This window comes from Idiomarina tyrosinivorans, from assembly GCF_003987475.1.
Lineage (GTDB): Bacteria > Pseudomonadota > Gammaproteobacteria > Enterobacterales > Alteromonadaceae > Idiomarina > Idiomarina tyrosinivorans.
On sequence record NZ_PIQH01000006.1, the window covers coordinates 129,544 to 144,951 of the forward strand.

General features: G+C 49.2%; 10 protein-coding genes. 3 read left to right on the top strand and 7 right to left on the bottom strand.

Annotation, left to right across the window (positions count from 1 at the left end; translation table 11 throughout):
• Positions 1-9: 9 nt before the first annotated feature.
• Positions 10-1,377 carry an MFS transporter gene (locus tag CWI84_RS07620; RefSeq protein WP_126841996.1) on the bottom strand — a complete coding sequence of 456 codons (1,368 nt, stop codon included), beginning with the start codon at positions 1,375-1,377 and terminating at the stop codon, positions 10-12.
• Positions 1,378-1,496: 119 nt separating this feature from the next.
• Between CWI84_RS07620 and uvrA the strand changes: the two genes are divergently transcribed.
• Genes uvrA through CWI84_RS07635 form a run of 3 tightly spaced genes read left to right on the top strand, consistent with a single transcriptional unit; the run spans position 1,497 to position 5,680 of the window.
• Positions 1,497-4,325: an excinuclease ABC subunit UvrA gene (gene uvrA, locus CWI84_RS07625; protein ID WP_126841997.1), complete on the top strand. Its 2,829-nt coding sequence runs from the start codon at positions 1,497-1,499 to the stop codon at positions 4,323-4,325.
• Position 4,326: 1 nt separating this feature from the next.
• Positions 4,327-4,734 (top strand): acyl-CoA thioesterase, encoded by a 408-nt coding sequence (locus CWI84_RS07630; protein ID WP_126841998.1) that lies wholly within the window; start codon positions 4,327-4,329, stop codon positions 4,732-4,734.
• The gene (locus CWI84_RS07635) at positions 4,724-5,680 is read left to right on the top strand and encodes a glutaminase (protein ID WP_126841999.1); all 957 of its coding nucleotides are present in this window, start codon (positions 4,724-4,726) and stop codon (positions 5,678-5,680) included. The genes CWI84_RS07630 and CWI84_RS07635 overlap by 11 nt, the downstream gene beginning before the upstream one ends.
• Here the strand turns inward: CWI84_RS07635 and CWI84_RS07640 are convergent.
• From CWI84_RS07640 to rpoC, 6 genes are all read right to left on the bottom strand, one after another.
• Positions 5,677-6,402, bottom strand: a complete 726-nt coding sequence (locus CWI84_RS07640) for a substrate-binding periplasmic protein (RefSeq protein WP_126842000.1) — start codon at positions 6,400-6,402, stop codon at positions 5,677-5,679. The genes CWI84_RS07635 and CWI84_RS07640 overlap by 4 nt on opposite strands.
• Positions 6,403-6,599: 197 nt before the next feature.
• Positions 6,600-7,784 (bottom strand): elongation factor Tu, encoded by a 1,185-nt coding sequence (tuf, locus tag CWI84_RS07645; protein WP_126842001.1) that lies wholly within the window; start codon positions 7,782-7,784, stop codon positions 6,600-6,602.
• Positions 7,785-7,843: 59 nt separating this feature from the next.
• Positions 7,844-9,970: an elongation factor G gene (gene fusA / locus CWI84_RS07650; RefSeq protein ID WP_126842002.1), complete on the bottom strand. Its 2,127-nt coding sequence runs from the start codon at positions 9,968-9,970 to the stop codon at positions 7,844-7,846.
• Between the two features lie 33 nt (positions 9,971-10,003).
• Complete coding sequence (gene rpsG, locus CWI84_RS07655; protein WP_126842003.1) at positions 10,004-10,474, bottom strand: 30S ribosomal protein S7; 471 nt, start codon at positions 10,472-10,474, stop codon at positions 10,004-10,006.
• 72 nt (positions 10,475-10,546) lie between these two features.
• Positions 10,547-10,921, bottom strand: coding sequence for a 30S ribosomal protein S12 (gene rpsL / locus CWI84_RS07660; protein WP_126842004.1), 375 nt, complete (start codon positions 10,919-10,921; stop codon positions 10,547-10,549).
• Positions 10,922-11,114: 193 nt separating this feature from the next.
• On the bottom strand, positions 11,115-15,341 hold the full coding sequence (gene rpoC, locus CWI84_RS07665; protein ID WP_126842005.1) for a DNA-directed RNA polymerase subunit beta': 4,227 nt from the start codon (positions 15,339-15,341) through the stop codon (positions 11,115-11,117).
• Between the last annotated feature and the right edge of the window lie 67 nt (positions 15,342-15,408).

A 15,408-nucleotide genomic window follows, 5' to 3' on the forward strand; every position in this document is an offset into this window, starting at 1 on the left:
GTTCTCCTGTTATTCCACTTTCAGTAGCGCCTTCACGGCACTTTCATCAAATTGTTTTTTATCGATTTTCAAATAGGTTTTGCGCTCTTCGGTCACCACTCGCGCTTCCTCCACACCGGCAATTTGCACTAGCTTATCGGCCAGTTGCTCAGCTTGTTGGGCATTCAGCGCTGGGGTGTCGTAAGCCGCATTCACCGCTTTCGCGGGGTAGCGCATACCGTAAGTGATCGCCAACCAACATAGTAACAAGACAATGGCGAAAAGCATAACGCCATCTAACCCATCGTGTTGTAATAAATACCCGCCGGCCGAACCGCCAATAAAGGCGCCTAAAAACTGACAGGTGGTGTAAAGCCCACTAGCACTGCCTTTACTACCCGGGGGAGCGATGCGCGTTAACAATGACGGTAGCGTCGCCTCCAAAAAGTTGAAGCCGGTAAAGAATACTATGACCGCAACCACCAAGCCAATAAAATGGCTGCCTTCGGTCTCGATCATCAACATCGCTAACAATAACAGACCGATCGCGGCGCGGAACCACAGCCGCGGCGCGTCACTGCGCGCACTCATTATTAGCATGGGGATCATAAATACAAACGACAGTACTAAGGTCGGTAAATAGAGCCACGCTTGGGTCGCTCCATCTAACCCCGCTTTCTCTAATTGCAGCGGTAAATTAACAAACCATGCGGTCATCATTGCGTGCAACACAAACACGCCAAAGTTGAGCCGCCAAAGCTGCTTATGCTTCAACAGTTGACCCATTTCCGATAATACGGGTAGGGCTTCACGACGGGCGTTGCGATTAACAACCTTAGGTACGCTGAAGAGTAAAAGCCCAATACCCAATAATGCACTGGCAGCGGTTAGCCAGAATACGCCTTTCAGCCCGACGGCACTCGCCAATAGCGGCCCCAGCACCAAAGCAATAGCGAAAGCGAAGCCGATACACATACCAATAGTCGCCATAACTTTAGGCCGTTGGTCATCACGAGAGACGTCGGCCGCGAGTGCTAGGATTGCCGCCGCAATCGCGCCGGTGCCCTGAATCGCGCGGCCAATTGCGATACCGGTGAGCGTATCAGACGTCGCAGCAACGACGCTCCCAACAGCAAATAAGAGTAATCCACCGACGATAACTGGGCGACGACCGATTCGATCGGACACAATACCGAGAGGAATTTGCAGTAATGCTTGAGTTAATCCATATGCCCCGAGTGCGACACCCACCATAGTGGCACTGTAGTCGGGGTAATTTTGGGCATAGATCGCCAATACCGGCATGATCAAAAATAACCCCAACATCCGTACTCCAAAGACAGCCGCTAACGAAAGGGCTGCTTTACGCTCTGTTGCATTTAGCGATTCTTGGGTCATGAGTCTGGCCTGCTTGAAGGTAAATGAAATAGCGAACGGCTAGATTGTACCAGAAGGTCATGGCTGTGCGATAATGGCCCATTATTTCTCCGCTCACCAAACAGTAACGCAAACGAAACATGGAAACGATAGAAGTCCGTGGGGCTAGAACCCATAACCTGAAAAATATTAACTTAACCATTCCGCGCGACCGTTTGATTGTGATCACGGGGTTGTCTGGGTCTGGTAAATCATCACTCGCGTTTGACACGCTTTATGCAGAGGGGCAAAGGCGTTACGTTGAATCGCTGTCGGCCTATGCACGGCAGTTTTTGTCGTTAATGGAGAAGCCTGACGTCGATGCCATAGAAGGCTTATCACCCGCCATTTCGATTGAACAAAAGTCGACCTCGCATAACCCGCGTTCGACGGTGGGCACGATCACCGAAATCTACGACTACTTGCGCCTTATGTATGCCCGAGTGGGCGAACCACGCTGTCCGACGCACGATGTCGCGCTTGCCGCGCAAACTGTATCGCAAATGGTTGACCAAGTGCTGGAGCAACCAGAAGGCAGTAAATTAATGTTGCTCGCACCGATTATTCAAAACCGTAAAGGCGAGCACGTTAAAGTATTAGAGAACCTGCAGCTACAAGGCTTTATCCGTGCCCGTATCGACGGCGAAATTTGCGACCTCAGCGATCCTCCAACACTAGAGCTACAGAAAAAACATACGATTGAAGTGGTGGTCGACCGTTTCAAAGCACGTGACGGCATTGAGCAACGCTTAGCAGAATCCTTTGAAACCGCGTTGGAATTGAGTGGCGGCACAGCGTTCGTCGCGCCAATGGAGGGTGACGGCGAAACCTTAGTGTTTTCCGCGAACTTCGCCTGCCCACATTGCGGCTACAGCATGCAAGAGCTAGAGCCACGACTGTTTTCGTTCAACAACCCAGCGGGAGCTTGTACCACTTGTGACGGACTGGGTGTTGAGCAGTTTTTTGACCCTGATAAAGTGGTAACAAACAGTGAACTATCGTTGTCTGGTGGCGCCATCCGCGGCTGGGACAAACGCAATTTTTACTACTATCAGATGCTACAGTCGCTGGCGAAACACTATGACTTTAGCTTAACCGCGCCATTTAACAGTTTACCGGACGATGTGCGTCAGGTCGTACTGTACGGCAGTGGTAAAACCTCGATTCGCTTCACCTATATGAATGATCGTGGTGATAAAGTCGTCCGTGACCATGCGTTTGAAGGCATTATCCCGAATATGCAACGACGCTATCGGGAGACCGAGTCGCAAGCGGTTCGCGATGAGCTAAGCAAGTACCTTGCGGTGCAGCCGTGTAAGAGCTGCCACGGCACGCGTTTGCGGATTGAAGCACGGCATGTTTTTGTCAACGACACCACGCTGCCAGAGATTGTCGAAAAGTCTATTGGCGATGCATTAGACTTTTTCAATAACTTATCGCTTGAAGGCCAACGCGCACAAATTGCTGAGAAAATCCTTAAAGAGATCAATGACCGCTTACACTTTTTGGTCAATGTTGGACTCAACTACCTAAGCCTCTCACGCAGTGCAGAAACACTGTCCGGGGGGGAGGCGCAACGGATCCGTTTAGCCTCGCAAATTGGTGCCGGTTTGGTCGGCGTCATGTATGTGCTCGACGAACCCAGTATTGGCTTACACCAGCGTGACAATGAACGCCTATTGGCGACACTGACCCACTTACGCGACTTGGGTAATACCGTCATTGTGGTTGAGCATGATGAAGATGCGATCCGTCAGGCTGACCATGTTATTGATATTGGCCCCGGGGCAGGCGTTCATGGCGGCAGCATTATCGCCCAAGGTGACGTTAACGACATCATTAATAGTGAAGGCTCACTAACGGGGCAATACCTTAGTGGTAAACAAAAAATCGTTGTTCCCGCACAACGCCACCAACCTGACGATCGCTGGATCACGTTATCCGGTGCCAGTGGCAACAACCTAAAAGATGTCGAGCTGAAGCTACCTATTGGCTTGATGACCTGTGTAACGGGTGTCTCGGGTTCAGGTAAATCAACGCTGGTCAATGATACCCTATTCCGCATCGCTCACCACGAGCTCAACGGCGCTACCGCGGTTGAACCAGCGCCATACCAAGCCGTAGACGGCATGCAATATCTCGACAAAGTGGTCGATATCGACCAAAGCCCAATTGGACGCACACCGCGCTCAAACCCTGCGACCTATACAGGCATCTTCACGCCTATTCGCGAGTTATTTGCTGGCGTCCCTGAAGCCCGAGCTCGCGGCTACAAACCCGGACGTTTTTCTTTTAACGTCCGTGGTGGACGTTGCGAGGCTTGCCAAGGCGATGGCGTGATTAAGGTCGAAATGCATTTTTTACCCGACGTCTATGTACCTTGCGATATCTGTAAAGGCAAACGTTATAACCGTGAAACCTTAGAGATTCAGTACAAAGGTAAGAGCATTCATGAAGTACTGGATATGACCGTAGAGGACGCGCGAGAATTCTTTGATGCGGTTCCTGCCATTGCCCGTAAGTTACAAACCCTGATCGATGTGGGTCTCTCCTACATTCGCTTGGGACAGTCGGCGACGACGCTTTCCGGTGGTGAGGCGCAACGGGTCAAGTTGTCTCGCGAATTGTCCAAACGCGACACCGGTAAAACCCTTTATATTCTGGATGAACCGACAACCGGCTTGCACTTCCATGATATCCAGCAGTTGTTGTCGGTGATTCACCGTTTACGCGATCATGGCAATACAGTCGTGATTATCGAGCATAACTTAGATGTGATTAAAACCGCTGATTGGATTGTCGATTTAGGCCCAGAGGGGGGCTCTGGGGGTGGCGAAATTCTGTGTGAGGGCGCGCCAGAGAAGATTGTTAACGAACCACGCTCTCATACAGCGACCTTTTTAAAACCGATGTTAAAACAGGGAAAGTAAGATGTTAGAAGAGCAGTTTAAGGTCAGATTTTATGAAACCGACGCGCTTGGGCATGTCAATAACACGGTGATCCCAGGATGGATAGAAACCGGGCGTTTACCCATTTTCGACTTCTTTGGCGCAATGTCCGGCGAGACCATTAGCCTGATCGTGGCACGTTTAGAAGTCGATTATCTTCGTCCAATATATTTTGGTAAGCCCGTTACGGTGAAAACGTTCGTCATGCGCTTAGGGAACAGTAGTTTCGATATTGGCACCGAGGTTTGGCAAGACGACCAATGCTGTGCTATGGGTAAGACGATATTGGTGTACTTTGACTACAGCGAACAAAAAGCCACACCGTTAACGGCAGACATCAAACAGAAACTTTCAGCATTGGCACATCCGGAGTATCCGATTGACGCATGATGTAATGAGCGGCGGCCAGCCGATACAACAACCTGATGACACTCGAGCCTTATTGGAAACCATTTATCAACAGGCACGAGCGATTGAAGGTGGTGAGGTTGCCAGCTACATTCCTGCACTGGCCGAAGTTGCCCCAGAGCAATGCGCGCTTACCTTGGCGACCCTAGACGGTCAGAGTGTGTCGGTAGGTGATGCCGCGCAACGCTTTTCTATTCAATCTATCTCAAAAATTTTTGGCCTTATGCTGGCCATGGAACGTGTTGGCGAGTCGCTTTGGGAGCGGGTTCAAATGGAGCCTTCTGGGCAACCTTTTAATTCCATTGTGCAGCTTGAATGGGAAAAAGGCATTCCGCGTAATCCAATGATAAACGCCGGCGCAATTCTCGTTGCCGATGTGCTTGTTAGCCGTTATTCAGCCAGTAAGAACGCGGTTCTAAGCTTGGTCAGGCAACTTTGCGGCGCGGACGATGTATTTGCTGACGGCCGGGTTCACCAAAGTGAGATGGCGCATGGTCACCGCAACGCCGCACTTGCCCATCTGATGAAGAGCTTTGGCAATATCGAAGCGGACGTAGACGAGGTGCTGGATCACTATTTTTGGCAATGTGCCCTGACCATGAGTACTCAGCAGTTGGCGCGCTCATTCGCCTTCTTGGCAAATCGTGGTGTCTGTCCGTTTTCGCAGAAGCGCATCGTCGCGCGCCGAGATGCACAACGCATCAATGCCATCCTCTCCACCTCGGGGATGTATGACCAAAGCGGTGAATTCGCCTTTACCGTAGGAGTGCCAGCGAAAAGTGGCGTCGGCGGTGGTATTGTCGCAGTAGTACCCGATTATGGCGTTATCGCGGCGTGGAGCCCCAAATTAAACCACTACGGCAACAGCCAGAGAGGACTCTACATGATCCGCGAAGTGGCAACGCGATTAGGGCTTAGCGTTTATTAATGCACTCCGCGAGAGCGATAGATTTGAAAACGGCTTAAATTGTAACGCCGAAACAATTGATCGATTGTACCGTTGCGACCTAATTCACGAATCAGTTGGCGTATAATTGTCGCGCTTACCGCTTTATTGTCCGCAACAAGAATGCTGAGCTTATATTGTTGATCGTGGCGCTGAGAGATTAATAGTTTATCCAAATAATCTTCCTTCGCATTTTGCAGCGCGGCAAGGAATTCATCATTCAGTACGATCACATCAAGACGCCCATGCAGTAACAGGCGTAAGCAGGCGACATGCGAATCTGCCAAGTACATGTTGTAGTGTTGTTCGAGGAATTTTCGGTCGGTGTGATAGTTGGTGAAACTATAATGGTAACCATTGATGCCGCCAAGGCGTTTATCGGTTAAGTCCTTAAAATACGCTTGCGTTCTCCCGGGTTGCTTCAAGGCCACAAATCTATCGCTACCTTGAATTAACGGCTGTACCGCCTGCACCGTCTCGCCTTTGCGGTTCCAACCCCAATCAATGTCTTCGAAGAACATGACATCACAACAACCCTTTTTTGACAGGGCGCGATAACGTGTCGCCGCAGGCACTTCTTGCAAAACAAATTCGTAGGTGTCTTGATAGGCGTTTAACGCATCGATGAGGTCGGAGGTTAAACTGGAATCTAAATATTTTGAGTAGTACGGGGCAAATTCATAGGCGGCGACACGCACCTTCATCTGCGCGTGTGCGTTCACTGAGATAATGACAAGCAATAAAGCGAATATCAGTCTTCTCAAAATTCAGTAACCCTCAAAAAAGCCCTATTAATACTCCTAACATCTCTAACAAATGTCAAGGCATCGCTCTGCCGCGGAACAGCAGAAATAAAAAAGCCCGCGGTTAAGCGGGCTTCTTCAGTACTTAGCGTAAGTGCTTAGTCTAAGATTTTAGACACAACACCTGCACCTACTGTACGGCCACCTTCACGAATCGCGAAGCGTAAACCTTCGTCCATCGCGATTGGAGCAATCAGGTCTACAACAAATTTCAAGTTGTCACCTGGCATGACCATTTCTACGCCTTCTGGCAATTCTACTGCGCCCGTTACGTCTGTTGTACGGAAGTAGAACTGTGGACGATAGCCTTTAAAGAATGGCGTGTGACGGCCACCTTCTTCTTTGGTCAATACGTAGACTTCTGCTTCGAATTTCGTGTGCGGAGTGATTGTGCCTGGCTTCGCCAATACTTGGCCACGCTCTACTTCGTCACGCTTCGTACCACGCAACAACGCACCGATGTTCTCACCTGCACGACCTTCGTCTAGCAACTTACGGAACATCTCTACACCCGTTACGGTGGTCTTCGTAGTTTCTTTCATTCCTACGATTTCACACTCGTCACCCGTCTTAACGATTCCGCGCTCTACACGACCGGTTACTACCGTACCACGACCTGAAATCGAGAATACGTCTTCGATTGGCATGATGAACGGCTTGTCGATGTCACGCTCTGGCTCTGGGATGTATGAATCTAGCGCATCTGCCAATTCTACAATCTTCTTCGACCATTCTTCGTCGCCTTCCAACGCTTTCAACGCTGAGCCTTGGATAACTGGCAAGTCGTCGCCCGGGAAGTCGTACTCTGACAACAACTCACGAACTTCCATTTCTACCAATTCCAACAACTCTTCGTCGTCTACCATGTCACATTTGTTCATGAAGACTACGATAAACGGTACGCCTACCTGACGTGACAACAAGATGTGCTCACGCGTTTGTGGCATTGGGCCGTCTGTTGCCGCTACTACCAAAATCGCGCCGTCCATCTGCGCTGCACCGGTGATCATGTTTTTAACATAGTCAGCGTGTCCTGGGCAGTCTACGTGCGCGTAGTGACGTGCTGGCGTGTCATATTCTACGTGTGACGTCGAAATCGTGATACCACGCTCTTTCTCTTCTGGCGCGTTATCAATAGAGGCGAAGTCTTTCGCCGCACCGCCGTATACTTTTGCCAATACGGTAGTAATGGCAGCTGTCAGCGTAGTTTTACCGTGGTCAACGTGACCGATTGTACCGACGTTTACGTGCGGTTTCGAGCGTTCAAATTTTTCTTTAGACATGATATTTCCTCAAACTTAAGTTAAAAGCCCGGCCCTTTCGAGACCGGACCAGACCTTACTTAACCTTTAGTGTTGCGCTCAGCCATTACTTTTTCAGCAATGTTATTAGGCGCTTCGCCGTACTTCAAGAACTCCATTGAGTAAGATGCGCGACCTTGCGTTTGTGAACGCAAGTCGGTTGCATAACCGAACATCTCAGACAGTGGTACTTGCGCGTTAACCGCTTTCAAGCCACCAGGAGCTTCTTCCATACCTTCGATTAAACCGCGACGACGGTTCAAGTCACCCACTACGTCACCCATGAATTCTTCAGGGGTTACTACTTCAACCTTCATCATCGGCTCAAGTAATACTGGGCTCGCCTGCATTGCGCCTTTTTTGAACGCCATGCTACCCGCGATTTTAAACGCCATTTCTGACGAGTCAACGTCGTGGTATGAACCATCATACAAGGTCGCTTTAACACCCAATACTGGGAAGCCAGCAAGCACACCTTGTTGCATTTGTTCTTGAATACCTTTATCGACCGCAGGGATGTACTCTTTCGGTACTACACCACCAACGATTTCGTTAACGAATTCGTAAGTAATGTCGTCGCCGTTTTCATCTTCTTCGATCGTCATCGGCTCAAGTCTTAACCATACGTGACCGAACTGACCGCGACCACCTGATTGACGTACGAATTTACCTTCGACTTCAACCTTGCTGCGGATAGCTTCACGGTAAGCAACCTGAGGCTGACCTACGTTACATTCAACTTTGAACTCACGCTTCATACGGTCAACGATGATATCCAAGTGCAGCTCACCCATACCAGAGATGATGGTTTGACCAGATTCTTCGTCAGTTTTAACACGGAACGAAGGATCTTCTGCCGCCAACTTACCTAGGGCAATACCCATTTTCTCTTGGTCAGCTTTGGTTTTTGGTTCAACCGCAACAGAGATAACAGGCTCTGGGAATTCCATACGTTCCAAAATGATTGGATTGTTTGGATCACACAGCGTGTCACCGGTGGTTACGTCTTTCAAACCGATCAGTGCAGCGATGTCGCCAGCCAATACTTCTTTGATCTCTTCACGGCTGTTCGAGTGCATCTGTACCATACGGCCAACACGTTCTTTTTTGCTCTTAACTGCGTTAAGAACGCCGTCACCTTGGTTCAGTTTACCTGAATAAACACGAACGAAAGTCAGAGTACCAACGAATGGGTCGGTAGCGATTTTGAATGCCAACGCTGAGAAAGGCTCGTCATCAGATGACTTACGCACGCCTTCTGACTCGTCAGGAAGAATACCGCGAATTGCCTTAACTTCAGTGGGTGATGGCAAATATTCGACAACTGCGTCAAGAACCGCTTGAACGCCTTTGTTTTTGAACGCTGAACCAGCAGCAACCAAGCAGATTTCGTTAGCCAATGTGCGAGCACGTAGGCCTTGCTTAATCTCGGCTTCTGTTAGTTCACCTTCTTCAAGGTATTTTTCCATCAATTCTTCGTTAGCTTCTGCAGCTGCTTCAACAAGGTTGTTGTGCCATTCTTCACACTCTTCAACCATGTCTGCAGGGATGTCTTCATAAGTGAAAGACGTACCCATGTCTTCTTCGTTCCAGTTGATGAACTTCATTTTGATCAAGTCCACAACGCCGCGGAAGTTATCTTCTGCGCCAACCGGTAACTGCATTGGTACCGCTTCTGCTGCTAAGCGAGTTTTCATTTGCCCAACAACTGCCAAGAAGTCCGCACCTGCACGGTCCATCTTGTTCACGAATACCATGCGTGGTACTTCGTATTTGTTAGCCTGACGCCATACGGTTTCAGTCTGCGGTTGCACGCCTGAAGAAGCACACAACACAACAACTGCACCATCAAGTACCCGCAAAGAACGTTCTACTTCGATTGTGAAGTCAACGTGTCCAGGAGTATCGATGATATTGATGCGGTGCTCAGGGAACTGCTTGTCCATGCCCTGCCAGAAACAGGTAGTCGCAGCAGAGGTGATTGTGATACCACGCTCCTGCTCCTGCTCCATCCAGTCCATGGTTGCAGCACCATCATGTACCTCACCAATTTTGTGAGACAGACCGGTATAAAACAACACACGCTCTGTGGTGGTCGTTTTACCAGCGTCTACGTGAGCACAGATACCGATATTACGATAGCGCTCAATGGAAGTCTTACGAGCCACAATAAACTCCTTAAATGGTTAACTGTGAAATAATTACCAGCGATAGTGAGCGAAGGCTTTGTTCGCTTCAGCCATGCGGTGAACGTCTTCACGTTTCTTCACAGCCGACCCTTTGCTTTCAGATGCGTCTAACATTTCAGCGGCTAGACGCTGCGACATTGATTTTTCACCACGGACACGCGCTGCATCAACTAACCAACGCATAGCCAGTGCATTACGACGTACTGGACGAACTTCGACTGGTACTTGGTAGGTAGAACCACCCACGCGACGAGATTTAACCTCGACAGTAGGACGAACGTTGTCCAACGCCGCTTCAAAAATTTCTAGGTGATCTTTGCCTGACTTATCAGCCAGGATATCTAGAGCACCGTAAATGATCTTTTCTGCGACAGATTTTTTGCCGTCAACCATGACGACATTGATAAATTTAGCCAACAACTCTGATCCGAACTTAGGATCCGGCAGGATTTTACGTTGACCTATGACGCGTCTTCTTGGCATCTCAAAATTCTCCGATTAATTCAGGGTTTCCCCAAAACGTATGTTGTGTTTGGCCTTACTAACGGAGAACCGTTAAGACTTAGGCCGTTTCGCGCCGTACTTAGAACGGCCTTGTTTACGATCGTTAACGCCTGCGCAGTCAAGTGCGCCGCGTACGGTGTGATAACGCACACCTGGCAAGTCTTTAACACGACCGCCACGGATTAGTACCACACTGTGTTCTTGTAAGTTGTGACCCTCACCACCAATGTACGAGCTTACTTCGAAGCCATTGGTTAAACGAACACGGCATACTTTACGCAATGCTGAGTTCGGTTTTTTCGGGGTAGTTGTATATACGCGGGTACAAACACCGCGCTTTTGTGGGCAAGCCTCAAGCGCCGGAACGTTGCTTTTAGCAACCGGCTTTTGACGACCTTTGCGCACCAGCTGGTTAACTGTTGCCATTCATTACTCCTAAGTTAGTTGATGTCGCTCAACCGTGTGAAAAATCATTTCCCGTTCCCCCATAGGAAAACGGATCCCGAAAATCGGGAGCGGGAATTTTAATGGTCAGATTTTCGCCTGTCAAGGCTCCATAAAAGAAGCCGGTACCATTACAGTACCGGCTTCTATACGTTTTCAGATATTTAGCGAACAATTATTCTTGTTCGTTATCCTGACTTCCTGCGTTCAAGGCATCCGCTAACTGCTGTTCTGCTTCTTCCGCAGTCAGCTTAGGTGTTAGCGTTTCTTCTTCCTCTGCACGTAACTGTTGACGTTCGCGGTGGTATGAATAGCCCGTACCTGCTGGGATCAAGCGACCCACGATAACGTTCTCTTTCAAGCCACGTAGTCCATCTTGCTTGCCTTGTACGGCCGCTTCTGTCAGTACCCGTGTAGTTTCCTGGAACGACGCCGCAGAGATGAATGACTCTGTCGACAGCGATGCTTTGGTAATACCCAACAATTGACGCTCGAAGATTGCCGGCATTTTGCCTTCAGCTTCAGCTTTTTTGTTGGCTGCCAAGACATCGCCTAGCTCCATCATTTCGCCTTCTAGCAATTCGGTGTCACCGGCGCGCAGGATCAATGCTTTACGAAGCATCTGACGAACAATCGTTTCGATGTGTTTGTCGTTAATTTTTACCCCTTGTAGGCGGTAAACTTCTTGGACTTCGTTAACAATGTAATTCGCTACAGCGCTGATACCACGTAAACGCAGAATGTCGTGCGGTGCTTCAGGACCGTCGGCAATCACCTCACCTTTCTGTACCTGTTCACCTTCGAACACGTTCAATTGACGCCATTTCGGAATCATTTCTTCGTGCTGATCACCACCATCTGTTGGAGTGATAATCAATCGACGTTTACCTTTGGTTTCTTTACCGAACGACACCGTACCGGTGATTTCAGCAAGAATCGCAGGCTCTTTTGGCTTACGCGCTTCGAACAAGTCAGCAACCCGTGGCAGACCACCAGTGATGTCGCGAGTTTTTGAACCTTCCTGCGGAATCCGCGCTAAGGTATCACCCACTTTCACTTCGGCGTTGTCTTCCAAGTTGACGATGGCATTACCTGGCAAGAAATATTGCGCAGGAATGTCGGTGCCGGCGATATTAACGTCGTCACCTTTCTCATCGACCAGTTTCACCATCGGACGCATGTCTTTACCCGCACTGGTGCGTTGACCTGTTTCCAATACCACGATGCTTGATAAGCCAGTCAATTCATCCGTTTGACGGGTCATGGTTACACCATCAACCAAGTCAACGAATTTAATCCGACCTTCTACCTCGGTAATGATTGGGTGAGTGTGCGGATCCCAGTTAGCCACGGTTTCGCCCGCTTCAACTTGTTCTGCTTCACCTTTCTTCAATACCGCACCGTAAGGCACTTTATAACGCTCACGCTCACGACCGAATTCATCAATCAACGTTAACTCGGTTGAACGTGAAGTGATAACAATGTGGTCATCACTGTTACGAACTGATTTCGCATTGTGCAGTTTCAAGGTACCGGCATTTTTTACTTGGATACTGTTTTCTGCAGATGCCCGTGATGCCGCACCACCGATGTGGAACGTACGCATGGTTAACTGTGTACCTGGCTCACCTATTGATTGCGCAGCGATAACGCCCACGGCTTCACCTTGGTTGACCAAGTGTCCGCGACCAAGGTCACGACCGTAACATTGTGCACACACGCCGAACTCTGTATCACAGGTGATAACCGAGCGAACTTTTACTTCGTCGATTGAGTGCTCTTCAAGCACGTCACAGTTTTTCTCGTCGAGCAAAGTGTTACGAGGCAACAATACCGCTTTCTTCGTTCCCGGCTTGATAACGTCTTCACACAATACGCGACCGAGTACCCGTTCGCGCAATGGTTCTACCACATCACCACCTTCGATCAATGGCTTCATGAAGAGACCTTCGTGAGTGCCACAGTCTTCTTGCATGATCACCACGTCTTGCGCAACGTCGACCAAACGACGTGTCAGATAACCTGAGTTCGCCGTCTTCAATGCGGTATCGGCCAAACCTTTACGCGCACCGTGGGTTGAGATGAAGTACTGAAGTACGTTCAGACCTTCACGGAAGTTCGCCACGATTGGGGTTTCGATGATTGAGCCATCTGGCTTCGCCATCAAACCACGCATACCGGCCAACTGACGGATCTGTGCGGGGCTACCCCGTGCACCAGAATCGGCCATCATAAACACTGAGTTAAATGATGCCTGTTCTTCTTCTTTACCGTCTTTGTTGGTGACGACTTCTTTCGACAAGTTTTCCATCATCGCTTTGGAAACGCGTTCGTTCGCGGTAGACCAAATGTCGATGACTTTGTTGTATTTCTCGCCTGCAGTAACCAAGCCCGATTCAAACTGTTCTTGAATCTCTGCAACTTCTGCTTCCGCTTCGTCGATGATGGCTTTCTTCGCGTCTGGGATAACCATATCGTTAATACCGATAGAGGCACCCGAAATCATCGCGTAATGGAAACCGGTGTACATGATTTGGTCAGCAAAAATCACGGTTTCTTTTAGGCCGATATCACGGTACGCACGGTTTAGCATACGAGCGATTGGCTTTTTACCCATCGGCTGGTCGATCATTTCGAACGGCAGACCTTCAGGCATAATCAGCGATAGAATCGCACGACCCGCTGTGGTATCGAACAACTTGACCGTTTTAGTACGGCTACCATCTTCCGCGATATGGGTTTCTGGAATACGTACTTTAATACGGCTGTGAAGTTCCACAGCACCACTGCGATAGGCTTTTTCTACTTCTTTGGCATTTTTAAATGCCATGCCTTCGCCTTTACCGTTGATTTTTTCTTTAGTCATGTAATACAGACCCAAGACAACGTCCTGCGAAGGCACGATGATTGGCTCACCGCTTGCTGGAGACAACACGTTGTTGGTAGACATCATCAATGCCCGCGCTTCCAACTGTGCTTCCAACGTTAGTGGCACGTGTACCGCCATTTGGTCACCGTCGAAGTCGGCGTTATAGGCCGCACAAACCAACGGGTGTAATTGAATGGCTTTACCTTCAATCAATACCGGTTCAAACGCTTGGATACCCAAACGGTGAAGGGTTGGCGCCCGGTTTAATAGTACCGGATGCTCTTTGATCACTTCGTCAAGTACGTCCCAAACTTCTGCGGTTTCACGCTCAACCATCTTCTTCGCAGCTTTGATGGTTGTAGCGACACCACGACGCTCCAATTTGCCGTAGATGAATGGCTTGAACAATTCCAATGCCATTTTCTTCGGTAGGCCGCACTGGTGCAGACGCAATTTAGGACCCACAGTGATAACCGAACGACCAGAGTAGTCGACACGTTTACCCAGCAAGTTCTGACGGAAACGACCTTGTTTACCTTTAATCATGTCTGCAAGCGATTTCAATGGACGCTTGTTAGAGCCAGTAATAGCACGACCACGACGGCCGTTATCTAACAATGCATCAACCGCTTCTTGCAACATCCGCTTTTCGTTACGCACGATGATATCTGGCGCAGCCAGATCCAATAGACGCTTCAAACGGTTGTTACGGTTAATCACACGACGGTATAAGTCGTTCAAATCCGAAGTCGCGAAACGGCCACCATCAAGTGGTACCAACGGACGTAAATCCGGTGGCAACACAGGAAGCACTTTCATGATCATCCACTCAGGTTTGTTTCCTGACATTTGGAATGACTCAAGCAACTTCAAACGCTTACTAATTTTCTTACGCTTGGTTTCTGAGTTGGTCTCAGGAAGCTCTTCACGTAACTGCTTGATTTCCGCTTCGATATCTACTTCGCGGAGCAGTTCAAGAACCGCTTCAGCACCCATTTTCGCTTCGAATTCGTCACCATGTTCTTCTAACGCGTCGAGGTATTCTTCTTCGGTTAGGATCTGGCCGCCTTCTAACGATGTCATACCTGGCTCGGTGACAACGTACGATTCGAAATACAGAACCCGCTCGATATCACGCAGGGTCATATCAAGCATCAAGCCGATGCGTGAAGGCAACGACTTAAGGAACCAAATGTGAGCAACAGGGCTAGCAAGCTCGATGTGACCCATGCGCTCACGACGCACTTTGGTCAACGTAACTTCAACACCACATTTTTCACAGATTACGCCACGGTGCTTAAGACGCTTGTATTTACCACACAAGCACTCGTAGTCTTTGACCGGGCCAAAGATACGCGCACAGAACAAACCATCACGTTCCGGCTTAAATGTCCGGTAATTGATGGTTTCTGGCTTTTTAACTTCCCCGTATGACCAACTACGGATCATGTCGGGAGACGCAAGACCGATGCGAATTGCATCAAATTCTTCCGCCTGATTCATCGGTTTTAAAAACTTCAGCAAGTCTTTCACGATTTATCTCCTGTCGGAGTTCAACCTGAGGGGAGCCGAGGCTCCCCAAAATTCTCTGGTAACGGTC